18 protein-coding genes and 2 pseudogenes are annotated in these 23208 nt (G+C 69.5%); 6 read left to right on the plus strand and 14 right to left on the minus strand.

Annotated elements, in window-relative coordinates; genetic code table 11:
* Positions 1 to 16: 16 nt before the first annotated feature.
* Positions 17 to 796 (minus strand): cyclopropane-fatty-acyl-phospholipid synthase family protein, encoded by a 780-nt coding sequence (locus tag AB5J53_RS22110; protein WP_369247400.1) that lies wholly within the window; start codon positions 794 to 796, stop codon positions 17 to 19.
* Between the two features lie 19 nt (positions 797 to 815).
* Positions 816 to 1238 (minus strand): winged helix-turn-helix transcriptional regulator, encoded by a 423-nt coding sequence (locus AB5J53_RS22115; RefSeq protein ID WP_369247401.1) that lies wholly within the window; start codon positions 1236 to 1238, stop codon positions 816 to 818.
* Positions 1239 to 1322: 84 nt separating this feature from the next.
* On the opposite strand from AB5J53_RS22115, the pseudogene AB5J53_RS22120 reads away from it, so the two are divergent.
* Positions 1323 to 1472: pseudogene (locus tag AB5J53_RS22120) on the plus strand (aldo/keto reductase); the annotation flags it as partial.
* Between the two features lie 88 nt (positions 1473 to 1560).
* On the opposite strand, the gene AB5J53_RS22125 reads toward AB5J53_RS22120, so the two are convergent.
* The 5 genes from AB5J53_RS22125 to AB5J53_RS22145 all read right to left on the minus strand — a co-directional run bounded on the left by AB5J53_RS22125 (position 1561) and on the right by AB5J53_RS22145 (position 6869).
* Positions 1561 to 2556, minus strand: a complete 996-nt coding sequence (locus AB5J53_RS22125; protein WP_369247402.1) for an aldo/keto reductase — start codon at positions 2554 to 2556, stop codon at positions 1561 to 1563.
* A 94-nt stretch (positions 2557 to 2650) separates the two neighbouring features.
* A complete protein-coding gene (locus AB5J53_RS22130) occupies positions 2651 to 3253 on the minus strand; it encodes a recombinase family protein (RefSeq protein WP_369247403.1) in 603 nt (200 codons plus the stop codon).
* A 171-nt stretch (positions 3254 to 3424) separates the two neighbouring features.
* Entirely contained in the window at positions 3425 to 4021 is a 597-nt protein-coding gene (locus AB5J53_RS22135; protein ID WP_369247404.1) for a nucleotidyltransferase family protein, read from the minus strand.
* A gap of 587 nt (positions 4022 to 4608) precedes the next feature.
* The gene (locus AB5J53_RS22140) at positions 4609 to 4983 is read right to left on the minus strand and encodes a hypothetical protein (RefSeq protein ID WP_369247405.1); all 375 of its coding nucleotides are present in this window, start codon (positions 4981 to 4983) and stop codon (positions 4609 to 4611) included.
* Between the two features lie 239 nt (positions 4984 to 5222).
* Entirely contained in the window at positions 5223 to 6869 is a 1647-nt protein-coding gene (locus tag AB5J53_RS22145; RefSeq protein WP_369247406.1) for a recombinase family protein, read from the minus strand.
* 67 nt (positions 6870 to 6936) lie between these two features.
* Between AB5J53_RS22145 and AB5J53_RS22150 the strand changes: the two are divergent.
* Positions 6937 to 7794, plus strand: a pseudogene (locus AB5J53_RS22150) (aldo/keto reductase); the annotation flags it as partial.
* A gap of 133 nt (positions 7795 to 7927) precedes the next feature.
* Here the strand turns inward: AB5J53_RS22150 and thpR are convergent.
* From thpR to AB5J53_RS22165, 3 genes are all read right to left on the minus strand, one after another.
* Positions 7928 to 8497, minus strand: a complete 570-nt coding sequence (gene thpR, locus AB5J53_RS22155; RefSeq protein ID WP_369247407.1) for an RNA 2',3'-cyclic phosphodiesterase — start codon at positions 8495 to 8497, stop codon at positions 7928 to 7930.
* A 134-nt stretch (positions 8498 to 8631) separates the two neighbouring features.
* Positions 8632 to 9909, minus strand: coding sequence for an MFS transporter (locus AB5J53_RS22160; protein WP_369247408.1), 1278 nt, complete (start codon positions 9907 to 9909; stop codon positions 8632 to 8634).
* A gap of 224 nt (positions 9910 to 10133) precedes the next feature.
* Entirely contained in the window at positions 10134 to 10571 is a 438-nt protein-coding gene (locus AB5J53_RS22165) for a MarR family winged helix-turn-helix transcriptional regulator (RefSeq protein WP_369247409.1), read from the minus strand.
* Positions 10572 to 10714: 143 nt separating this feature from the next.
* Between AB5J53_RS22165 and AB5J53_RS22170 the strand changes: the two genes are divergently transcribed.
* Positions 10715 to 10897, plus strand: coding sequence for a ribbon-helix-helix protein, CopG family (locus AB5J53_RS22170; RefSeq protein ID WP_369247410.1), 183 nt, complete (start codon positions 10715 to 10717; stop codon positions 10895 to 10897).
* Between the two features lie 16 nt (positions 10898 to 10913).
* On the opposite strand, the gene AB5J53_RS22175 is transcribed toward AB5J53_RS22170, so the two are convergent.
* The gene (locus AB5J53_RS22175) at positions 10914 to 12365 is read right to left on the minus strand and encodes an NCS2 family permease (RefSeq protein ID WP_369247411.1); all 1452 of its coding nucleotides are present in this window, start codon (positions 12363 to 12365) and stop codon (positions 10914 to 10916) included.
* Positions 12366 to 12682: 317 nt separating this feature from the next.
* On the opposite strand from AB5J53_RS22175, the gene AB5J53_RS22180 reads away from it, so the two are divergent.
* Positions 12683 to 12961, plus strand: coding sequence for a DUF2530 domain-containing protein (locus tag AB5J53_RS22180; RefSeq protein ID WP_369247412.1), 279 nt, complete (start codon positions 12683 to 12685; stop codon positions 12959 to 12961).
* 112 nt (positions 12962 to 13073) lie between these two features.
* Complete coding sequence (locus AB5J53_RS22185) at positions 13074 to 15473, plus strand: cation-translocating P-type ATPase (RefSeq protein WP_369247413.1); 2400 nt, start codon at positions 13074 to 13076, stop codon at positions 15471 to 15473.
* Between the two features lie 16 nt (positions 15474 to 15489).
* On the opposite strand, the gene AB5J53_RS22190 is transcribed toward AB5J53_RS22185, so the two are convergent.
* From AB5J53_RS22190 to AB5J53_RS22200, 3 genes are all read right to left on the minus strand, one after another.
* Complete coding sequence (locus AB5J53_RS22190) at positions 15490 to 16425, minus strand: hypothetical protein (protein WP_369247414.1); 936 nt, start codon at positions 16423 to 16425, stop codon at positions 15490 to 15492.
* Positions 16426 to 16646: 221 nt separating this feature from the next.
* Entirely contained in the window at positions 16647 to 19832 is a 3186-nt protein-coding gene (locus tag AB5J53_RS22195; RefSeq protein ID WP_369247415.1) for a sacsin N-terminal ATP-binding-like domain-containing protein, read from the minus strand.
* A 277-nt stretch (positions 19833 to 20109) separates the two neighbouring features.
* On the minus strand, positions 20110 to 21033 hold the full coding sequence (locus AB5J53_RS22200; RefSeq protein WP_369247416.1) for a DUF3027 domain-containing protein: 924 nt from the start codon (positions 21031 to 21033) through the stop codon (positions 20110 to 20112).
* 698 nt (positions 21034 to 21731) lie between these two features.
* Here AB5J53_RS22200 and AB5J53_RS22205 point away from each other — a divergent pair.
* The gene (locus AB5J53_RS22205) at positions 21732 to 23165 is read left to right on the plus strand and encodes an MFS transporter (RefSeq protein WP_369247417.1); all 1434 of its coding nucleotides are present in this window, start codon (positions 21732 to 21734) and stop codon (positions 23163 to 23165) included.
* Positions 23166 to 23208 lie beyond the last annotated feature (43 nt).

Below are 23208 nucleotides of genomic sequence, written 5' to 3' on the forward strand. Positions count from 1 at the left end.
CCTCTTCGGTCAACGCTCAGGTCCGGGCAGTGGTCCGCGCCGTCACCAGCGCGAAGGAAAGGTACTCGCCCGAGTCGGCGGTCAGCATGTCGATGACGGGCTGTTGCGCGGCCCGCCCCTCCGGCAGGTGCTCGGCGCACGCCCGGCTCCACAGCAGCCAGTCCCGCCAGGCATCCTCCTGCAGCCGCGCGGACGTCACGGTGACCAGTTCGGTGATCTCCCACTGGAACCGCCACCACTCCGGGGTGTGCCAGGCGATGGCCTCCCAGCCGACCACCGCCTTGATGTGCGGGGGTATCGCGCCGAGTTCGCGGACCTCGCGGGTCAACGCCGGTGTGGCAATGCCCAGTTGGCCACCGGGACGCAGAAATCGCACCAGGTACGGCAGATAGCTGTCCGCCGTACCGAAGTACTCGAACGCGTCGATGCTCACGATCGCGTCGAAACTCCCCTCCCGGAAGGGCAGTTGATGCGCCTCGGCCCGTACGGCCTCCACCTGGCCGCCGACGCCCGCCGCCGCGAAGACGGCCGCCGCCTCGTCCGCCCCGACCCACCAGTCGGCCGCGACGACCTGTACGCCGTACTCCCGCGCGAGGAACACCGAAGTCGCCCCCTTCCCCGACCCGAGGTCGAGGACCCGCATGCCGGGCCGCAGATCCAGGTCCCTGGCGAGGTCCTCCAGGAGCCACAGGGGGTTGGGCCCCATGTCGAGGCCGAGCAGCCAGGCGGGGTCGTAGGCGGATGAGCGGGGGTAGTGGTCCGGGCGTACGAGCGCGGCGAGTTCAAGGGCGGTCACGGGGGCCGAGCCAAGCGGATCAGGGGCTGTGGGACAACCGGGTTTCGGGGTGGGGTGGCAGGTGGTCCTCCGCCCAGTACGCCAGGGCCGCCAGCGGAATCAGGAACGCCCTGCCGTGCGCGGTGAGCGCGTACTGGGAGCGGAGCGGTGGCCCGGGGAGCACCGTGCGGGTGATGAGGCCCGCGGTAGCCAGTTCGTGGAGCCGGGGAGCATCCGGTCGCTGATGCCCGGCACCCGCTCGCGCACCTCGCCGAAACCGGCGGGGCCTTTGGCGAGTGCGGCGAGGACCAGCCCGCCCTCGGACTGTGGGCACAGCCCCCTCCACAAGGGAGCGATTGGCGGAATTGCGCCACTCCTCCCCGCCCAGGAAGGGCCACCAACAGCCCACCCCTGGCACAAATCTGACGGCAGGCACCGCCAGTCCGCCCACGTACGCGGTCACGGTTCGCCGGCTGCTTCGTCAGCGAACAGCCTGAAGAAGTCGGTCCTTGCCTAGAGCGCACTCCACCCCGTTGGCTAGTCAGTCATGAAGTACACGCAGCTCGGACGCACGGGACTCAAGGTCAGCCGGCTCGTCCTCGGCACCATGAACTTCGGTCCGCAGACCGATGAGGCCGACAGTCACGCCATCATGGACGCGGCGCTGGACTCGGGGATCAACTACTTCGACACGGCCAAGTAGGCATTTTGATGCATCGAGATACGCAGCGACCGCCGCCCCCCATGTAGAGGAGCGGCGGTCGCGGGCTCGGGGAGCCCGCTGATCACCAGGCGAAGGCCTCCGGAGACGGGCCCGGCCCGGGGAAGATCTCGTCGAGCGAGGTGAGGACTTCCTCGCTCAGTTCCAGCTCTACGGCCCGCAGCGCAGACTCCAGCTGTTCGGCGGTGCGCGGGCCCACGATCGGGCCGGTGACGCCGGGACGGGTGAGGAGCCAGGCCAGGGCGGCTTCTCCGGGCTCGATGCCGTGCTTGTCGAGGAGGTCCTCGTACGCCTGGATCTGCGCGCGTGAGGTGGGGTTGGCGAGGGTGTCGGCGGCCCTGCCGCTGGCCCGGCGCCCGCCCGAGATCTCCTTCTTGATGACTCCGCCGAGCAGTCCGCCCTGGAGCGGCGACCAGGGGATGACTCCGAGGCCGTACTCCTGCGCGGCCGGGATGACCTCCATCTCGGCGCGGCGCTCGGCGAGGTTGTAGAGGCACTGCTCGCTGACGAGGCCGATGGTGCCGGAGCGGTGGGCGGCGATCTCATTGGCCTGGGCGATCTTGTAGCCGGGGAAGTTGGAGGACCCGACGTAGAGGATCTTGCCCTGCTGGATGAGCGTGTCGATCGCCTGCCAGATCTCCTCGAAGGGGGTGGCACGGTCGATGTGGTGGAACTGGTAGACGTCGATGTAGTCGGTCTGCAGCCGCTTGAGGCTGGCGTCCACGGCCCTGCGGATGTTCAGCGCGGAGAGCTTGTCGTGGTTGGGCCAGGGGGCCTCGCCGTCGGCGGCCATGTTGCCGTACACCTTGGTCGCGAGCACGGTCTTGTCGCGCCGCTCGCCGCCCTTGGCGAACCAGTTGCCGATGATCTCTTCGGTACGGCCCTTGTTCTCGCCCCACCCATAGACGTTGGCCGTATCCACGAAATTCAGCCCCGCGTCCAGCGCAGAGTCCAGGATCGCGTGGCTGGTGGGTTCGTCGGTCTGAGGTCCGAAGTTCATGGTGCCGAGCACCAGCCGACTGACCTTGAGTCCCGTGCGTCCGAGCTGCGTGTACTCCATGGCCCCCAAGCCAACGCCTTCGAGCCCGCTCAAGGCAACCGGTACCTGCGCCTCTGTGCGCCTTCCTCAGCCGCTTACGCGTGACTGTCCGAGGTCACCCCGCCGTACCGGTGAGCGCCCGGTAGACAGTCGCCTGACCGATGCCAAGAGCCTTGGCGATGGCACCGTAGCTCTGACCCTCCGCCCTCAAGTCTTCGGCGCGCTGGATCATCTTGGGGTCCATGGCCTTGGGGCGCCCGCCCACCTTGCCCTGCGCCTTGGCGGCGGCGAGTCCGGCAACGGTCCGGTCCTTGATGAGCGCCCGCTCGAACTCGGCCATGGCCGCGATGATCTGGAAGAACAGTCGCCCGTCGGCGGAAGTGGTGTCGACGGAGGACAGAGCACCGGTCAGCACCTTGAACCCCACTCCCTTGGCACGCAGGCCGTCAACGATGGACACCAGGTCGATCAGCGACCGGCCGAGACGATCGAGCTTCCAGACGCACAGGGTGTCGCCCTCACGCAGGTAGTCGAGTACGGCTGCCAGCTCTGGCCGGTCGGCGTTCTTCCCGCTGGCCGTTTCCTCGAAGATGCGGGCGCAGCCTGCCTCCGTCAGCGTGTCGCGCTGTAGCTGCGCCTCCTGGTCTTCGGTGCTGATGCGTGCGTACCCAATGAGGTGCCCCGCGGGAGTGATGATCTTCGACACAAGCCGGATCATTCCACAACTCATTCCGAAACACCAAGTGTTCCAGAACATCGAATGCATGAGTTTCGGAACGGGATGGCGGCACGCTCTGGAGCGTTCCGATAACCATCGTTTCTGGAATGACCCTGGCGTGATCACGCCCCGCCAGGGTCAACGGCTTGAAGTTCCAGACAGCACGGGAGTTCAGCTCGGCCATGGCAGCACGGTGAGTTCCGGCCACTGGCTCTTCCAGCGCGTGGCCTTGGCCTCGTAGACCTCCTGCGGGGCAAGGACCGGGTTGGGGCGGACCACAAGGTTGAAAATGTCGGAGAGCCCATGGGGTGCATACACGCGCCACTCTCCGGTCGGTTCCAGCCTCACGCCCAGGCAGCACGTGGTCGCCGCGAAGCAGTCGATCGCAGCCTCGGCCGAATCGTGTGGCGGGCAGGGCTTCCCGAACTTCTGCTCGTACCAGAGATGGACGCGCGCCTCGTTACGGATCTCCACCTCGGCCGACAGGTCGTCGAACACCTCTCGCCCTGCCTTGATCACCTCATCCTCTGCCGTCCAGGACAGGTCGATGTTGTCGAAGTAGAAGAGGTCGTAGTCCTTGATGCCGGTGGCCGGTGGCCTGTCGGTGACCACGTTCCACACCGTTTGGAAGAGACACCCCGCTGTCACGTACCAGCCGGGCAAGGCCATCGTCGCTGCCCTGCCCAGCACCTCCGTCAATACCTCGTTGCGGGAGAGCACAGTCCGCAAGACGCCAAGCTGCTCATCGAGAGGAAGTCGACCAAACATCGGTCCTGCGTATCACGCATGCCGGGATGCACGAAGCGAGTTGACGCCAAGCGGAGGCGTCGAAGCGGCGGCGAACGGGCGGGGGTATGACCCTGTGAAGGCGCCATAACAGACCGCTCTGTCTTGGCAGCTCAGGTCCTGCCACGGTTCCAGGGGTCGCCAGAGGCTCGGCGAAGCGTGTAGCGCCTTGTCCTGCTTCTTCATGAAGTGGGGCGCTTGCGCGCCTCTGCCTCGACCTACCGTTGTACGTAAGGGACTTTCCACTGTGCGGCCCCTTCGGGGCCGTCCTCGATGTTGACGCGCTTCGGACGGTGGCGCTTTCCGGCCGCCCCTTGCCGCTTTCTCCTTCGCCCTTGCCCCAAAGGCTTCGCTCTGTCGGTCCCGCCAGGGGCCGCCCTGTCCTTGCCCCTGGTGCCCTCCGCTTCCCCTTCCTTCGGCTCGCCACTGTCTCCAGAGAGATAGAGAAGAACAGCACGAACTACCAGGTCAGAAGCGTGCCACTACACGTCTCGCGTGCAGTGGCACCCCCGATCGACACGTACTGCGTGCATCTCGCTCGCCCCACCTGTACGTCTCACGTGTCGGCCCTACGGACGCCAGCGCCTCGCCGGATACACGCGGTGCTCTTCACAGAACTTGTCTCCATTGCCCTTCTGCACACGACACTCCGTAAGGACAAGGCACCGCCGGTTCGACTCGGGCTCGACGAAACCCCACCCCTTGGCCCTACGGATGTGGTTGTTCAGCGCGTTGACCGACAAGGACTTGCCGTTCTTGTCGGCGAGCACCTCGTTCAGCTTCCCCTTGGGGAACTCCGCGTGCCCGATCTGGTTCGCCCACCCCATGGCCGCGTACTCGACACGGTGGGCGTAGTCGAAGCGCGGCTCCCTGGCCCGACGCTTGTACTCCTCCTGAGAAACGGCGATGTAGTCACCCTCGAACTGGATCGGCGTACGCCCCACAGGCAGCCCCTTCGTCCACGGCGCCGTGAGCGCCGGTAGGTCCCCGTCGAAGCGGGGGTCATGGGCTCCCTTCTGGTAGGCGTGCGCCTGATCAGCCGAGGTGGAAGGTGTATAGAGGCACAGCGGTACCCAACATGTCGGACTCCGCCGGCACTCCCGAGGTTGCGATGACGCCCGTCACAGCGATCCGAGCACGGGAAGGGCCCTGTGATCGAGCCCTGCTCGTTTCGACCCTGGTCCTAGCCGTGCGTCGCCGTGAACTGCCGTACCCGATCGCTGAAGTCCCGGGGGAACTCGATCTCGATGCGGCCGATCCTCTGACGCATCTTTCCCTCGTCGAGGGTCACGAGAGGCTTGCCGCCGATGTAAGCAACCGGGACGTCGTCGATGTGCACGGTCACCCTCAGCCCGGCGGAACGGAGTTCCTTGCCCTTCTCCTCATCGGTGGAGAGTTGCGCCCAACGCTGCCGGTACGTCTGGCCGGTCGGGATCTCTTCCCAGGTGTCAGGCCGGGTGGGGAGGGACATGAGCTGTTCTCGCTTCGCATCCAAGCGCGCGTACGACTCCCGATACTCCTGCTTACCGGTCTCGGAGGAGTAGAGCCCGGCTTCCCGATCCTCACGCAGTTCCGCCAGAGCGCGGGTCACTTCCTCGACGTCCTTCGTGTGGTCGACACCGGGACGGAAGACTCGACGGACGATCTCGATATCTCCTGCTACACGCAGGAACTCACCCTCGACCGTGCTCTCAAGAAGAGCCGCGCTGATGCTCTTGTTCCCCGTGCTGCACGGCTTGTGGGTGATTCTGCTGGCGCAGCGGTAGTGGGGCCAGTTGTGGCCAGGAGCGCGGTATACCGGCTCATCGCAAGCGCAGAACGCCACCCTCAGCAGTGGGGAACCTCCCGTACGGCTGCCGGACCTCTTGCTGGTGTTCTCCTCCAGCTTCTTGCTCGCGAGTTCCCAGTCCTCTTTGGAGATCAGCGGTTCAGCGCGCTGAAGCGGCAAACCGTCAGCACCACGGACGAGACGAGTCCGCCGCTCGGTCCGTCCATCGGGGAGAGTGACCTCTTCGGTCATCTCAACCTGTCCCAGGAGGGCGGGAGAACGGAGCAACTTGGCCAAGTTGCTGGAGGTCCATCGCGACCCCTTCGGCTCCTTGCCGCTCCGGATGCGCTGGGCATCGACGGAGGCCGGTGTCTTGGTGGCGTCTTCGTTGAGCCACCGGCAGAGACTGTTCGCGGACTCGCCGCCGATGATCCTGCGCACGATCTCTCGCAGCGTCCCAGCGGTGTTCAGCCCGTACTCGTCGGGCACGAGCGTCCAGCCGTCGCCGGTCTCCGCCTTCTCCGGTCGGTAGCCGTACGGCACCTTGCCTCCGCGCCAGCGCCCTTCCTTCATCAGGTGCACATAAGACGACTTGGCCCGGGCTTTGATGGCTTCGAGCTCCCCCTCCGCGAAGGAGGCGATGAGCTGGAACAGGATGCGCCCCATGGGGGACGACAGGTCGATGTCCCCCTCCGCCGTGGCGATCTGCTTGCCGGTCCGGTCACACCACTCAGCGAGTACGTTGACGTGAATCACTCGGCGGGAAAGCCGGTCGAGCTTCCACGCGCAGATGATGTCGAACTCCGCAGCGCGGCACTCCTCCCACGCGAGCCGGTGCTCGATGTCGCTCACGTCCTTGCCGATCGTGGACGGCAGCCACTTGCCGAACTCGGGACGCTTCCAAGGTTCGACGCCTCCAGACACGTCGACGTCCTCGACCCAGCCGACGATGACGTGTCCGTTCCCGTCCGCCCATCGTTGAACGGATGCCTTCTGCCGGACGACCGACGTGCTCTCGTCGCTCTCCCTCGACAGGCGAACTACCCCCAGAACCCTTGCCACTTCGGCACCTTCCTCCCCAGTCCAGGAGGACAACGCTAGGCAGAAGCAACCAGCATGTCAAAATGAATTCTTCGACACTGCGAACGTGTACGGCTGGGGTGAGAACAAGGGCCGTACGGAATCGATCATCGGGAGCTGGTTCGCCAAGGGCGGCGAGCGGCGCGACAAGGTGGTCCTCGCCACCAAGGTGTACGGGAACATGGCGGTCGACGGCGACCCATGGCCGAACCACGACAAGCTCTCCGCGCTCAACATCCGGCGGGCGGTCGACGCCAGTCTCAAGCGGCTCCAGACCGACTACATCGACATCTACCAGTTCCACCACATCGACCGCTCGACTCCCTTCGAGGAGATCTGGCAGGCGATCGACGTGCTGGTCCAGCAGGGGAAGATCCTCTACGTGGGGTCCAGCAACTTCCCCGGGTACAAGATCGCCCAGGCCAACGAGATCGCCGCGAGGCGCCACGGCACCATCGGCCTCGTCAGCGAGCAGTGCCTCTACAACCTCGCCGAGCGGCGCGCCGAGATGGAGGTCATTCCGGCAGCGCAGGAGTACGGGCTCGGGGTCATCCCCTGGTCACCGCTGCACGGCGGACTCCTCGGCGGGGTCATCAAGAAGGAGGCCGAGGGCGGACGCAGGGCGAGCGGCCGGGCCGCCGACTCCCTCGCCAACACCACGATCCGCGCGCAGATCCAGGCGTACGAGGATCTGCTCGACAAGCACGGCCTGGAGCCCGGCGAGACCGCGCTGGCCTGGCTGCTGACCCGGCCCGGTGTCACCGGGCCCATCGTCGGCCCGCGCACCGCGCAGCAGCTGGAGTCCGCGCTGCGCGCCGTAGAGCTGGAACTGTCGGAGGAGCTCCTGACGTCCCTGGACGAGATCTTCCCGGGTCCTGGCCCGTCGCCGGAGGCCTTCGCCTGGTAGCCCGGGAGGGCATGCCGAAGCGGGCGGTGGCGGTCGGTTACTTGACCGCCGCCGCCAGCGCCACCACGACGAACATCAGCACGAGCACACCGGCCATGATCCGGTTACGGGTCTTCGGGTCCACGCATCGAGCCTAACCGGCCGCCCCGAGCGGCCAGCGGGCGACCACCTCGTAACGGGGCTGCTCCCCGGGCACCCCCGACTTCGGCAGACGGCTGCGGACGAGGCAGAGCTCCCCCACCGTCCACTCCTGCCCCTCGAAGGAGTGCAGGGCGGTGACGTACGCCTCGAAGTGCGCGGAAGCGCGGCTGCGGGCCACTGTCAGGTGCGGGTGGTAGGGGCGGTGCTGCCCCATCGGGATGCCCGCCTTGTGCGCGGCCGCCTCCGCCCGGTCGGCCAGCAGCCGCATGGTCTGCAGGTCGCCTGCCGCGCCGACCCACAGGGCGCGCCCTCCGAAGTGGCCGCCGCCGCGAAGGGACAAGGGGAAGGGATCCGTACGGTGGGCCGCGCGCGCCAGCCGTTCCGAGAGGTCCGGGACGATCTCCTCGTCCACCTCGCCGTAGAACGCGAGCGTGAAGTGCCAGCCGGGACGGCCCGTCCAGCGCAACCCGTCGGCTCCCGGCAACCGCTCCAACTCATCGACCTCCGAGGCGAGTTCACGGATCGCACCCTCTGGAGGCAGCACCGCCGCAAAAAGTCTCATGGCGTCACCCTTCCAGGGAATGGATCATCCGGCGACCCCCGCCGACCTGGAGATACGCACGTCTACCGGGGCGTCCAGACGCCCGTGCCCGGAATCCTGCTGCTTGCCGGCCCGGCGCGTGTTGCCGTCCGTCGTCACGCCGCCGGGGCCAGCTGCTCCTCCCGCCGCTCCTTCGGGACGAAGCGGACGTGCGGGTGGCCGTGGTGCCAGCCGAGGGAGACGCGGAGGCCGCCGATGCGGGCCAGGATCAGGCCGATCGTGGTCGCGGCCGCCAAGGAGATCAGGCCGCCGAGGGCGAAGCCGACTCGGGCGCCGTAGGCGTCGGTGACCCAGCCGACCAGGGGTGCCCCCAGTGGCGTACCGCCCATGAAGACCATCATGAACAGGGCCATGACGCGGCCCCGCATGGCGGGGTCGGTGGCCATCTGGACCGAGGTGTTCGCGGTGACGTTGACCGTCAGGCCGAAGATGCCGATCGGGACCATGAGGAGGGAGAAGAGCCAGAGGGAGGGGGCTGCCGCCGCCACCACTTCCAGCGCACCGAAGGCCACCGCCGCCGCGATCAGGATGCGCAGCCGGGCCGTGCCACGGCGGGCGGCGAGCAGCGCGCCGGCCAGCGAGCCGAGCGCCATCAGCGTGTTGAAGAGGCTGTACGCGCCGGCGCCCGCGTGGAAGATGTCGTCCGCGTACGCCGAGAGCCAGACCGGGAAGTTGAAGCCGAAGGTGCCGATGAAGCCGACGAGGACGATCGGCCAGATCAGCTCCGGGCGGCTCGCCACGTACTGAAGGCCTTCTCGCAACTGGCCCTTGCCGCGGGGCGTCCGCTCGACGACGTGCAGTTCGCGGGCGCGCATCAGCAGCAGGCTCGCGATGGGGGCCACGAAGGACAGGCCGTTGAAGAGGAAGGCCCAGCCGGTGCCGACGCCCGTGATCAGCAGGCCGGCCACCGCGGGGCCGACCAGGCGGGCCGACTGGAAGTTCGCCGAGTTCAGGCTGACCGCGTTCTGCAGCTGGCCCGGGCCGACCATCTCGGAGACGAAGGACTGACGGGCCGGGTTGTCGACGACCGTGGCGAGGCCTACGGCGAAGGCGGCCAGGTAGACGTGCCAGACCTGGACATGGCCGGAGAGGGTGAGGAAGGCGAGCGCGAGGCCGGTGACAGCCATCGCCGTCTGCGTCACGAGCAGCGCGGGCCGCTTGGGGAGGCGGTCGACGAGAACACCGCCGTACAGCCCGAAAAGCAGCATCGGCAGGAACTGCAGCGCGGTGGTGATACCGACCGCGGCGGACGAACCGGTCAGGCTCAGCACCAGCCAGTCCTGGGCGATGCGCTGCATCCAGGTGCCGGTGTTGGAGACGACCTGGCCCAGGCAGAACAGGCGGTAGTTCCGGATCTTCAGCGAGCTGAACATCGAGGAGGAACGGGAGGTGCCGGATTCAGCGCGGGAGGCACCGGTTGAACGGTCGGGAGCGGACGGGGAGTCGTGGGTGGCTGGTGCGGGGGCGGAATCTGCTCCGGGTCCCGTACTCAAAAGGGCTCGCCTCCTAGGCAGTCGTTGACGTCGGCGTCATGGGAGGGCGTCGGCGATGGTGTCGAGACATGGGAGCGGCCCTCCCGGGAGAGGGCCGCAGGTGGTCACAGATGGGCGAGTTTTTCCAGAACGGGGGCGGCCTCGCGGAGCTTCGCCCATTCGTCCTCCTCGAGGGCCTCGACCAGTCCGGCCAGGAACGCGTTCCGCTTGCGGCGGCTCTCTTCGAGCATCGCTTCGGCCTTGTCGGTCTGCGTGACGACCTTCTGGCGCCGGTCCTCGGGGTGCGGCTCCAGCCTGACAAGCCCCTTGGCTTCGAGCAGCGCGACGATGCGTGTCATCGAGGGCGGCTGCACATGCTCCTTGCGGGCGAGCTCGCCCGGCGTGGCGGTGCCACAGCGGGCCAGGGTGCCGAGCACCGACATCTCGGTGGGGCTCAGCGACTCGTCGACCCGCTGGTGCTTGAGTCGACGCGACAACCGCATCACTGCGGAGCGCAAGGCGTTCACGGCGGCCTCGTCGTCGCCATGGGTGAGGTCAGGCATGTCTTTAGCGTAACTCATTACTCTCCCTAAAGACCACCGCAATGCCCGTGAACCGCGCCACTGAACCCCGACATCACTCATATGAGTGAGCCCGCTCCCGAAAGTGACCCCTCGTCGTCCGGCGTCCGGCGACCCTCGACTCCATGGGGACCAGCGTGCTCAGCCTGCGGATAGACGGGGAGCTGCTCAACCGGCTCCGACACCACGCCGCCAAACGCGGAATGAGCGTCCAGGACTATGTCGTCCGGACGCTCATTCGCGATGACTTCGACGAGCGGTTCCAGACCGCGGTCGAGGAGACGGAGAAGTTCTACGGGGTCAGGTGAGACCCCGTGAGGCCGCTTACGTCAGACCCAGCGCCGGCATCAGGTAGTAGAAGGCGAACACCGCCGACACCACGTACATCGCGATCGGGATCTCGCGGCCACGGCCGGCGGCCAGGCGCAGCACCACGAAGGTGATGAAGCCCATGCCGATGCCGTTCGTGATCGAGTAGGTGAACGGCATCATCATCATCGTCACGAAGGCCGGGATGGCGATCGTGTAGTCCGCCCAGTCGATCTCCTTGACCGAGTGGGACATGATCAGGAAGCCCACCGCGATGAGCGCGGGCGTGGCGGCCTGCGACGGCACCATCGTGGCGACCGGGGTGAGGAACAGCGCCACGGCGAAGAGCGCGCCGGTGACGACGTTGGCGAGGCCGGTGCGGGCGCCCTCACCGACGCCCGCCGTGGACTCCACGAAGCAGGTGGTGGCCGAGGAGGAGGTGGCGCCGCCCGCGGCGACCGCGATGCCGTCGACGAAGAGGACCTTGTTGATGCCGGGCATCTGGCCCTGGGCGTCGGTCAGCTTGGCCTCGTCGCTGATGCCCATGATCGTGCCCATCGCGTCGAAGAAGGTCGACAGCAGGACCGTGAAGACGAAGAGGATGCCGGTCAGTACGCCGACCTTGTCGAAGCCGCCGAAGAGGCTGACCTTGCCGACGAGGCCGAAGTCCGGGGTGGCGACCGGGTTGCCGGGCCACTTCGGGGTGGTCAGACCCCAGGACGGGATCGTGGCGACGGCGTCGATGATCACCGCGACGACCGTCATCGTGACGATCGAGATGAGGATCGCTCCGGGCACCTTGCGCACCATCAGGGCGAGAGTGAACAGCGTGCCGAGGATGAAGACCAGGACGGGCCAGCCGTTGAGGTGACCGTCGGCGCCGAGCTGGAGCGGGACCGTGGTCTGCGCGACGTCCGGGATGCGCGTGACGAAGCCGGAGTCGACCAGGCCGATCAGCATGATGAACAGGCCGATGCCGATCGCGATGCCCTTGCGCAGGCCCAGCGGCACGGCGTTCATGACACGCTCACGCAGACCGGTGGCGACGAGCAGCATCACGATGAAGCCGGCGAGGACGACCATGCCCATCGCGTCCGGCCATGACATCCGCGGCGCGAGCTGGAGCGCGACGACCGTGTTCACACCCAGCCCCGCCGCCAGCGCGATCGGCACATTGCCGATGACACCCATGAGGAGCGTGGTGAACGCCGCGGTCAGGGCGGTCGCGGTGACCAGCTGGCCGTTGTCCAGGTGGTGCCCGTACATGTCCTTCGCGCTGCCCAGGATGATCGGGTTCAGCACGATGATGTAGGCCATCGCGAAGAAGGTGGCGAAACCACCGCGGATCTCGCGCGGGATGCTGGAACCCCGCTCGGAGATCTTGAAATAGCGGTCCAGGACGCCCTGCGCGGGGCCGGGCTCCGGCTGCTCCGGGGTGGGGGCCTTGGTGAGGGCCGAGGTGGACATGCGTGACCTCATACGTGCGGGGGCCTTACGGGGCCAGTGCGGGCGCCCTGACGATGCGGATCCCCGCGCTCGAGCGGAGTCGAGAGTGGGGAGGGCGCCGGGCTGGGAACTTGATCGAGTCTGGCCGTTACGCGATCACCAGCAGGTTTCTTCGATGTTTCCGTTGGTGTTTCGTACGAACAGAAAGAGCCGGACTCAGACCGTTTCAGTATGAACATATGAGTCCGAAATCGCTATCTCCGCGCGTAGACCGTTGGTATACAAGGGCACCACGGACCTGGCGGTGAACAGCGCGGCGACCCTCGTAAGCTGTGCACATGGCGAAGTGGACCCCCAAGCACGAGGCGCCGGAGCCCCTGGAGGGGCCCGTCGTCGCCACCATCACGGGCGGCACGATCCTCTGGTTCGTCCTCTTCCTGGCGCAGCTGCCGTTCTACGGCTGGTTCGACGACCACGGGCACACCTGGTGGGTGTGGACGTGCCTGGCCGGCGCGGGCCTCGGACTGATCGGTATCTGGTACGTCCGGAGGCGTGACGCCGCCATCAAGCGCGACGCGGCCGCCGGCCCGGACCAGGCCGCCACTGCCGCGGAGTAACCAGCTCCCCCTACACCCAGAGCATCACTCCCCCGCGCCGCCGTCCTCCCCAGGTCGGATCTTTGGGGCACTCGGCAGGTGAAGCCGTATATCCACACGTACCGTCGAATGCATGACGCACATCGACGCGGGCGCCGAACTCGATCCCGTTCACCCCGTGCCCATACCCGCCTCGCGGCGGTCGGAGGGGCTGTCCGCCGCCGAGGTGGCCGAGCGGATCGCGCGCGGCGAGGTGAACGACGTCCCCGTGCGCAGCAGCCGCTCGATGGGCGAGATCGTCCGCGCCAACGTCTTCACCCGGTTCAACGCGATCATCGGCGTGCTCTGGCTGGTCATGCTGTCCGTGGCGCCGTTCCAGGACAGCCTCTTCGGGTACGTGATCATCGCCAACACCGGGATCGGCATCATCCAGGAGTGGCGGGCCAAGAAGACCCTGGACTCGCTCGCGGTGATCGGCGAGGCGAAACCGACCGTGCGCAGGGCGGGGGTCGCCGTCACGGTCAGCACCTCCGAGATCGTGCTCGGGGACCTGATCGAGATCGGGCCCGGCGACAAGATCGTCGTCGACGGCACCTGCGCCGAGGCCGACGGCCTGGAGATCGACGAGTCGCTGCTCACCGGTGAGGCCGACCCCGTGGTCAAGCAACCCGGCGACGAGGTGATGTCGGGCAGCTTCGTGGTCGCGGGCGGCGGCGCGTTCACCGCGACGAAGGTGGGACGGGAGGCGTACGCGGCGCAGCTCGCCGAGGAGGCGTCACGGTTCACGCTGGTCCACTCCGAGCTGCGGACCGGTATCTCCACGATCCTCAAGTACGTGACGTGGATGATGATCCCGACCGCGATCGGCCTGGTCATCAGCCAGCTCGTGGTCAAGCAGCACGGCTTCAAGGACTCGATCGCGCGGACGGTCGGCGGGATCGTGCCGATGGTCCCGGAGGGGCTGGTCCTGCTCACCTCCGTCGCCTTCGCGATCGGCGTCATCCGCCTTGGCCGGAAACAGTGCCTCGTGCAGGAACTTCCGGCCATCGAGGGGCTCGCCCGTGTCGACACCGTCTGCCTCGACAAGACCGGCACCCTCACCGAGGGCGGCATGGACGTCACCGAGGTGCGGCCGCTCCAGGGCGCCGACGAGACGTACGTACGCAATGTCCTCGGCGCGCTGGGCGAGTCGGATCCGCGGCCCAACGCCTCCCTGCAGGCGATCATCGACGCCTACCCGGACGTCGAGGAGTGGCGCTGCACCGAGTCGCTGCCGTTCTCGTCGGCCCGCAAGTACAGCGGGGCGTCCTTCAGCGAGGGGAACGGGGAGTCCAGTACATGGCTCCTCGGCGCCCCCGACGTGCTGCTGCCCGCCGGGGACCCGGCACTCGCGGAGACCGAGCGGCTGAACGAGGCGGGCCTGCGGGTGCTGCTGCTCTCCCGGGCCTCCAAGGACCTCGACGACCCGGAGGTCAAGAAGGGCGCCCGGCCCACCGCCTTGGTCGTCCTCGAACAGCGGCTGCGCCCGGACGCGGCGGACACCCTGCGCTACTTCGCCGAGCAGGAGGTCAGGGCGAAGGTCATCTCCGGCGACAACGCGGTGTCGGTGGGCGCGGTGGCCGGGAAGCTCGGGCTCACCGGCTCCGTCCTGGACGCGCGCCACCTCCCCGACGAGAAGGAGGAGATGGCGAAGTCGCTGGACAAGGGCACGGTGTTCGGGCGGGTCACCCCGCAGCAGAAGCGGGACATGGTGGGCGCGCTGCAGTCGCGCGGGCACACGGTGGCGATGACGGGCGACGGCGTGAACGACGTACTCGCCCTGAAGGACGCCGACATCGGTGTCTCGATGGGCTCGGGCTCGGAGGCCACCCGGGCGGTGGCCCAGATCGTCCTCCTCAACAACAGCTTCTCGACGCTGCCCTCGGTGGTCGCGGAGGGCCGCAGGGTCATCGGGAACATCACCCGGGTCGCGACCCTCTTCCTGGTGAAGACGGTCTACTCGGTGCTGCTGGCCATCCTGGTGGTGTGCTGGCAGGTCGAATACCCCTTCCTGCCACGGCACTTGACGCTGCTCTCCACCCTGACGATCGGCGTCCCGGCCTTCTTCCTCGCGCTCGCCCCCAACAAGGAGCGCGCGAAACCCCACTTCGTACGACGGGTGATGCGGTACTCGATCCCTGGCGGGGTCATCGCCGGGGTGGCCACCTTCGTGACGTATCTGCTCGCCCGTCACTACTACACCGGCGCGGGCTCGCTGGACGCGGAGACCAGCGCCGCCACGCTGACGCTCTTCCTGATCTCGATGTGGGTGCTCGCGATCATCGCCCGGCCCTACACCTGGTGGCGGATCTGCCTCGTCGCCGCGATGGGCGGGGCGTTCCTGCTGGTGCTCATGGTGCCGGGCCTGCAGCACTTCTTCGCGCTGAAGCTGGTCGGCACGACGATGCCGTGGATCGCGGTGGGCATCTCGGCGGTGGCGGCGGCCGCCCTGGAGTTCCTGTGGAAGTGGGTCGACCGCCGCTTTCCCGCGTGAGCGTTGCGTGCAGGAGTTACTTCACGTCGACGTAGTCACCGGTGGCCGAGACCGCCGGGGTGGTCGAGGTTCCCTCGAAACGGAAGCGCCAGTAACCGTCGTAGTTGGCGGTGGCGGTGGCCTTCACGTTGCCGGTCGAGTCCGACGTCACCGTCTTGACCGTGGTGTACGTGCTGGTGCCCGCCTTGCGGAACTGCAGCTTCACGGGCTGGTTGGTGTAGCCGTGGTACAGGTTGTCCTCCCAGTTGGCGCGGGACAGCTTGCCGGTGGCGGTCAGGGTCCTGCCCTTGTAGACCGGCTCCGGGCCCGCGTTGACCGTCAGCTTGGAGTAGCGCTGCACGTTCGGGGAGGTGAAGCCGCCCTGGTCGGCGATGCCCACGTTGTCCCAGTTGATGTCGTCGCTGGTCCAGTCCTCGCCGTTGTAGGCGACGGCCAGGGCCGCGGCGTGCCAGGAGCCGGCGTCCGAGTTGATCAGCTCGCCGGCGGCCGGGTAGATGTCGACGTTGCCCTTGCAGGTGGCGACGGTCGACGAGGTGGCCGTGCAGGTCGCGTCGTAGTCACCGAACAGCATGTTGTCCGGCGCGTCGAACGAGCCCTTGTAGAGGTAGGGGGCGGTGAAGAAGTCGGCGGCGGTGATGTCGACGTCGGCGCCGTGGGTCATCGTGTAGGTGACCGGGACGGTGACGTGGTTGCTGATGCCGACCTTGATCGCCGCGCCACCGTTCACCTTGACGTTGGAGAAGGTGGCGTCGAGGGCGTACGGCATGCCGGTGTCGGCGGCGGTGGAGGTGCTGAACGCGGCCTTGCCGGCGGCGGCGTGGGCGACTTCCTGCGCCTTGGTGACCGCGGCACGGTCGGAGGAGGCGGAGTCGGCGGCGTGGGCGCCCGGCACGACGAGGGCGGAGAGGGCCAGGGCGCCGGAGACGGCGGCCACGGTGGCACGTATGCGCATGCGATCCCCAAGTGGAGAAAGGGGCCCCGGTGGTGGTCGTTCCTCACGGCTCGTCGTCGCACGGGGCCCAAGTGATCGTGGAGTCTGTTGACTCGGGAGATCAGATCCGCGGCCGGTGAGAATGGTTGTACGGGGGGTGAATATTTTGTGCGCGTATTAACAAGATCACAGGAAGCAGCCGGGGGCCGCACAGCGTTCAGCCGCGCGGCCCCGGCACAGCGTCAGTCGAACCAGCGGTCCCGGGCCAGTTCCTCTGTGCGGGACGAGTCCTCCAGGAGGGCCGCGACCTCGAAGCGGCGCGGCCACTGGCCGGCCGCCCAGGCGAGTCCGGCCGCGACGCCCTCCACGGTGGCGGCGTGCAGCACGCCGTCGCGGGTACGCCGCCAGTCGAGTTCGGTGCCGTCGACGACGAGTTCCTCGTGTTCGACGTACGAGGTGGGGGTCGACGGGCCGAGCAACACCCGTACGGAGTCCGGTACGTCGTGTTCGGTGCCCTCGGAGTCCACGTCCCCGGTGACGGACTCACTCAGCCGCCGCACCTGGAACAGCTCGGCGAGCTCGGCCGCGCGCGACGGCCGTACGGGAAGCAGCGGCACCCCACCGGTGAAGGGCAGCAGGTCGGGCGAGTCGACGACCACGGCGTCGGCGGCGTCCACGACGCGCACCTCACCGTCGACGACGGCCCGCAGCTCGTCCGGCAGGGTCACCTGCTCGGGGTCGAGGTCGGCCAACGCGCTGTAGAGGGCGTGCAGTTGGGCGCCGGAGACCTTCCGGTCGGGGTCGGCGAGCCGGTCGAGGAGCTCGGCGGCGCCGCCGGGTTCGCCGAGGAGGGCGGCCACCGAGGTACGCACGCCGAGCGCCCGCAGCACCTGCTCGTCGTCGAAGCCGGTGGCGTCGGCGGCGTCGTACAGGCCGTGCAGGAGCGGGTCGCTGCCCTCGGCGCGCAGCCCGGCGGGGCGGCGGCCGTCGAGGACGGGATGGCCGCGCAGCCACCAGGCCGTGTACGGCCGGACGATCTCGTGCGTGCCGTCCGGCAGCAGGACCCGCACCGGCTGGGTGATCGCGTCCCGCAGCGGCGGCTGCGAGAGCAGGGCGAGGGCCTGCGGCCACCGCTCGTCGTCCACCAGGTCCAGATCCCGTACGGCGACGATCTCGGTGGCGACCGGCGGCACCGGCGTGTCCGGCAGCCGGTCGAGGACGTCCTCGCACCACACGTCGACGGCGTCAAGGAGGCCCGCGTCATCAGGTTCGGCGAAGTCGGAGTCGCGCGGCTCCAGTTCGTCCGGGTCGAGGACGAGGTCGGTGGAGCGTACGAGGGCGAAGTTGGCGAGCACGCCACAGGCCGCGAGCGGCTGTTCGCCCCAGCGGTCGGCCAACTCGCTGTCGATGAAGGCGAGTTCGTCCTCGCGCATGACCTGCGCGAACCGGCTGCCGGGCAGCACCAGTTCACCCGCGGGCGCGAGTTCGCCCTCGTCGTCCGGGAGGGCGAGGGCGCCGAGCCAGGGCTCGTCGCCGGGTTCGAGGCCTGCGTCGCGGATGAGCGCGAGCACGGTGTCGGCCAGTTCCTCGGCGTCCGGCGCGTCCTCGTCCCACGCCCCGCCGTCGTCGTCGAGCGAGGCGGCGACGGCGCCGCGCACCTGCGGGGTGGTGAGCACGGCGCGAGGCGTGGCCGGAAGGGCGCCCAGCTTCTCCAGGAGCGGGTGGGCGGCGTCCGGGTGGGCGACCTTGAGGCCGAGGCGGGCGAGGGAGTCGGAGGTGGCGGCCCAGGTGTCGTCCGGGGTGGGCCCGTCGGGAACCGGCAGCAGGACCTGCCGGGGGCCGATGGTCGTGCGCCCGTCGGCGAGCGGCACGGGCAGCCCCGAGAGCCGGTCGGGGTCGACCCCGGCGAGGCTGTCGTAGAGACTCCGCCACCAGGTCGGGTCCTTCTCGAGACCGGCGAGGCGGTCCACGGCCTCGGTGAGGGGCACCCGCGCGACCCCCAACGTCCGCAGCTCCACCCGGCGTTCGAGCCCGGCGGGCAGCAGGCTGGGGAGCACCTCGGCGAGGACGCGGACGGTCTCGGCTCCGGCGCCCTCGACGATCTCGGCGTCGCGGGGGCGCAGGGCGACCGGGTTCTCCGCGGCGCTGGTCTCGGGCCATTCGGTGGGGGCGTCCGGGGCGTTGACCGGCTCGACGGCGGGCGGCAGGAACGCGGTGCGCGGCAGCCGGTCCAGGATCGCCTGGCGCAGGGCGCCGTCCAGCTCGCCCTTGCCGAGCGGGCCGGGCACGAGGTCGATGATCCCGGTGTCCACCGGGCGCCAGGCCGCGAGCAGTTCGGCGTACGCGTCCGCCGCGCGCTCCACCAGGAAGTCGGTGAGCGGGCCGAGGGCGGCATGACGGCGGGTGGTGTCGAGCGGGAGAGAGGCGATGAGCAGGGCGGGGACGCCGAGGGGCTCGTCGCTGGGCGTGGGCGCGTGCACGACGGGGCTGGTGCGGGGGCGGCCGGGGGTACCGTCGCCGCTGTCCACGGGCACGGCCCAGGTCACCGACCAGTGCGGACGCAGCCGCTCCTCGACCGGACGGTCGGCGAGCAGGGCGGCGTCGAGGGGTCCGTGGTGGGAGATGGTGCGGTAACGGGTGGTGCCTTCGCGGGAGTCCTCGAGGGTGACGCCATGCTCTTCGGTACGGCGCCGGAGAGTGCGTACGTCCGCGTCCCCGATCTCGACGACCACTTCCTCCAGGCCCGGCAGGGCGAGCAGGAGGGCGTCGTCGATGTTCTGCAGGAGGCGCTCGGCGAGATCCTGGGCGGCGGGGTCCCGCAGGGGCATGATCACGACGGTGTCGTACGGGTCCGGGGCGGTGCCTTCGGCCGCGAACGGCAGCCGGAGCAGGGGCACATGACCGTCTCGGCGGCGGATCTCGTCCCCGAGTCCCGGGCTGTGGCGGGCGGTGTCCCCCGCCAGCTCGCGGGCCTCGGCGAGGGACCAGCGGACGCCGCCGTGCCGCCCGACGACGGCGGGCTCGTCCGTGACGGCCAGCACGGCGGCGAAACCGACGCCGAATCGTCCGACGGCGCCGACGGCCGTGTCGTGCGCGTCGCGCTTCGCGGAGGCGCGGAGGGTGGAGAGCGATTCGACGCCGGCCGCGTCGAGGGGGGCGCCGGTGTTGGCGGCGACGAGTACGTCGTCGCGGAGGGTGAGGCGGAGGCGGCCGGGGACGCCGGCACGGGCCGCGGCATCGGCGGCGTTCTGAGCGAGCTCGACGACGAGCCGGTCTCGATACCCGCCGAGGACGAGATCTTCCTCGGCGTTGGCGTCCTCGCGGAACCGGGCCGGGCTGGTCGCCCAGGCGTCCAGCACGCCGCGTCGCAGGCGCGCCGTCCCGAACGGGTCCGCGCCCTCGGCTGCCGGCCGCACGAACTTGCTCACGGTTCACTCTCCCTCTCGCCTGGCGCGACCGCGAGTGCTGCGCCCGGCCGCGGCATGAAGGTACCGCGCCCCGACCCGCCCTCCGGCCGGGCTCTCATGGTTTTCGCCCCCGCCACCATGGGGGCTGGGGGGCCGTGCCCCGTCAGGGGCGCGGGGAACTGCGCGACAAGCCCCCACCGGCGCGCAGCAAAAAAGACAACCCAGGGGGGTCTGGGGGGCGAAGCCCACCAGGTACGGGAACGGGTAGGGGCGGCGGGGGCGAAAACAAACTCCCGGGCTACGAGTGGCCGAGTTCCGCCGACTCGTCGGTCGTGATCGAGACCGAACCGGAATCCGGGGAGGGGCGCAGCGGGAAGGGATCCACCCGGGTTTCGTCGATCACCGGCGGAGCCGGGCGCGGAGGCTTCGGCATGACCGCGGCTTCGGAGTGGCCGCCGCAACCGTAGGAGAGCGAGACGACGTGCCCGTCGGCGGGCGAGAACTCATTGGCGCAGACACCGAACGCCTGTCCGAGCGAGCCCCCGATGGGGTTGAGGAAGCCACAGCTGACGCACGACGCGGGCGCGGCCTGCGCCATCGCGGTCTTCGGCCCGTACCCCTCCTCCCACCGGTCGGCCGCGACATGCAGCCCGTACCGGGACAGGACGCGGGCACGGCGCAACCCCAGCTCCTCCGCCACGGCGGCGATCGAGCCCCGCCGAGGCGCGACCGGCAGCGTCGCCGGCGTCCCGCCCGCGACCTCCGCGTCCTCCGCCTCCACCAGCTCGGCCATCTCCTCCGAGACGGGCGAGTTCGGCGGCGGCTCGTCCTCGCCGGTGAAACCGGGCTCGAGGCGGAGATCCTCGGCATCCGTGGGCAGCAGGTCCCCCGGCCCCATGTCGCCGGGCCGCAGGCGCTCGCTCCACGGCACCCACTCGGGGGCGAGGAGAGCGTCGTTGCCGGGCAGCAGGACCGTCTCGTCGAGCGTGACGAACTTCGCCCGGGAGGCGCGGGCCACGGTCACGGCCCAGCGCCAGCCGCGGTAGCCCAGCTCCTCGCACTCGAAGAAGTGCGTGACAACGCGGTCCCCCTCGGAGACCAGCCCCACGTGCGCGCCGACGATGCCGGGTGCGGCGGCCTCCTCGGCGGCGGCGCGGGCGAGGTCGACGGCCTCGGCGCACAGGCGGTCGGGGGTGCGGCTTCGCGTTGTCGCTGCGCTCACAGGTATCGCTTCTCTCCTACGCCGTCTCACGGGTGCGCCGTTTCTCGGCGGGGGTGCGGACGGAGCGGACCGGGGGACCGCGTCGACGTCCGCGCCCGATCGCACTCGGGCGCACCTACGCCATCCATTCTGCGGGATGGCCGAGAGGCGCGCGGCCGAGAACAATCGCCGCAGGCGCGTTACGCACGCTACCTTCTCCTGGCCCCTGGGCCCACACCGGCGGGGCTCTTCTGCGCTCCGCGCCGGGCTTTCCGCCGCTCCGCGGCCGGGGTCTTCGGCGCTCCGCGCCTGGGTCTGCGCCGCTCCGCTGCGGTTTCTTCGCCGCTCCGCGGCGGTTTTTTTCGGCGCTCCGCGCCGTGTTTCCCGCCCGCCCACCCGACTCGGTCCGTCCCGCGGGCTCCGCCCGGACGCTCGCCCCCCGGCGCCCCCCGGCGTTCGCCCTCGGCGCTCACCCCCCGCCCCACTCGTCCCCCAACGCGCGCCCCGACACTCGTCACCCGAGACTCGCCCCCGCCCCACTCGGCCCCAACGCTCGCCCCCGACACGCGTCCCCCCGACACTCGCCTCCGAAGTACTCCCCCGAAGTACGCCCCGAACGACTCCCCGAAGTACGCCCGGCCGCTGCGCCCCCGCCCCACTCGGCCCCCATACGCGCGGTAACCGCACTACGCACCCCCATCTCGGGGCACTATGACGGAGTGGCAGCCGCAAGGTCGCCCCAGGGAGCCACCGGAGTCGGTGGCGGTGCCAAGGGGAGCAGTCGGAGTGGCGGATCGGGCCGGGTGAGTGGGTCCGTCCGTGCGGTCGGGCGTGCCCTGCACTTCCCGGTGACGGGGACGGCGCGCGGGATCCGGAAGGCGACGCACGCGCACGGGGCGGGTGAGTCGGGGCTCGGCAAGCTGATCGAGCTGCACGCGGTGAACGGTGCCGGGGATGTCATGATCACCGTCGCCCTCGCCTCCACCGTCTTCTTCTCCGTACCGACCGACGAGGCCCGCGGCCGCGTCGCCCTGTACCTCGCCATCACGATGGCGCCCTTCACTCTCCTCGCCCCCGTGATCGGCCCCCTCCTCGACCGCCTCCCGCACGGCCGCCGCGCCGCCATGGCGGGAGCGATGCTCGCCCGGGCCTTCCTCGCGCTGCTGCTCTCCGGCGCGGTCGTCACCGGCAGCCTCGAGCTGTATCCGGCGGCGCTGGGGGTGCTGGTCGCGTCGAAGGCGTACGGGGTCGTACGCAGTGCTGTCGTGCCACGGCTGCTGCCGCCCACGTTCTCCCTGGTGAAGGCCAACTCCCGGGTCACCCTCGGCGGGCTCCTCGCCACCGGTGTCGCCGCGCCGATCGGGGCGGGACTACAGGTGCTCGGCCCGCGCTATCCGCTCTACGGCGCCTTCGTGATCTTCATCGCGGGTACGTTCCTGTCGTTCACGCTGCCGCACAAGGTCGACTCGGCCAAGGGCGAGGACAGAGCGCTGCTCGCCGCGGACGAGGAGCATCTGCACGGGCCGCAGCTGATCAAGAAGAAGATGCGCCGGCCCGGACTGCGGACCGTCGGCACGGCCGTCACGCACGCGCTCGGCGCCAACGCGTCCCTGCGCTGCCTCTCCGGCTTCCTGATCTTCTTCCTCGCCTTCCTGCTGCGCGAGCACCCGCTCACCGGCGAGAGCGCGGCGGTCTCGCTGGGGATAGTGGGCGTCTCCGCGGGCGCGGGCAACGCGCTCGGCACCGCGGTCGGAGCCTGGCTGAAACAGCGCGCTCCCGAGATCATCATCGTGACCGTCGTGGCGTTCGTGCTGGGGGTCGCGATCATCGCCGCCCTCTTCTTCGGGGCGGCCCTCGTGGCGTGTCTCGCCGCGGTCGCCGGGTTCGCGCAGGCCCTCGCCAAGCTGTCGCTGGACGCGCTGATCCAGCGGGACGTCCCGGAACTCGTCCGCACGTCCGCGTTCGCCCGCTCCGAGACCCTGCTGCAGATGGCCTGGGTCATCGGCGGCGGCATCGGCATCGCGCTGCCGCTCAACGGCACGCTCGGGCTGTCCGTGGCCGCCGCGATCGTCGCCGCGGGGTGGCTGACGACCGCACGGGGGCTGCTGAGCTCGGCGCGGCACGGGGGAGCCGGGCGGCCCCGGGTGGCCTGAGCCGGGCGGCCAGGCGGGGGCACGGTACGGCACGCCGCACCCC

This window comes from Streptomyces sp. R41 (genome assembly GCF_041053055.1).
Lineage (GTDB): Bacteria > Actinomycetota > Actinomycetes > Streptomycetales > Streptomycetaceae > Streptomyces.

Bases quoted from the DNA above. Each gene is read 5' to 3' on its own strand.
- AB5J53_RS22125 (WP_369247402.1), bottom strand. From the start codon at position 2,556: ATGGAGTACACGCAGCTCGGACGCACGGGACTCAAGGTCAGTCGGCTG.
- AB5J53_RS22130 (WP_369247403.1), bottom strand. From the start codon at position 3,253: ATGATCCGGCTTGTGTCGAAGATCATCACTCCCGCGGGGCACCTCATT.
- AB5J53_RS22135 (WP_369247404.1), bottom strand. From the start codon at position 4,021: ATGTTTGGTCGACTTCCTCTCGATGAGCAGCTTGGCGTCTTGCGGACT.
- thpR (WP_369247407.1), bottom strand. From the start codon at position 8,497: ATGAGACTTTTTGCGGCGGTGCTGCCTCCAGAGGGTGCGATCCGTGAA.
- AB5J53_RS22160 (WP_369247408.1), bottom strand. From the start codon at position 9,909: ATGTTCAGCTCGCTGAAGATCCGGAACTACCGCCTGTTCTGCCTGGGC.
- AB5J53_RS22165 (WP_369247409.1), bottom strand. From the start codon at position 10,571: ATGCCTGACCTCACCCATGGCGACGACGAGGCCGCCGTGAACGCCTTG.
- AB5J53_RS22170 (WP_369247410.1), top strand. From the start codon at position 10,715: ATGGGGACCAGCGTGCTCAGCCTGCGGATAGACGGGGAGCTGCTCAAC.
- AB5J53_RS22175 (WP_369247411.1), bottom strand. From the start codon at position 12,365: ATGTCCACCTCGGCCCTCACCAAGGCCCCCACCCCGGAGCAGCCGGAG.
- AB5J53_RS22180 (WP_369247412.1), top strand. From the start codon at position 12,683: ATGGCGAAGTGGACCCCCAAGCACGAGGCGCCGGAGCCCCTGGAGGGG.
- AB5J53_RS22185 (WP_369247413.1), top strand. From the start codon at position 13,074: ATGACGCACATCGACGCGGGCGCCGAACTCGATCCCGTTCACCCCGTG.
- AB5J53_RS22190 (WP_369247414.1), bottom strand. From the start codon at position 16,425: ATGCGCATACGTGCCACCGTGGCCGCCGTCTCCGGCGCCCTGGCCCTC.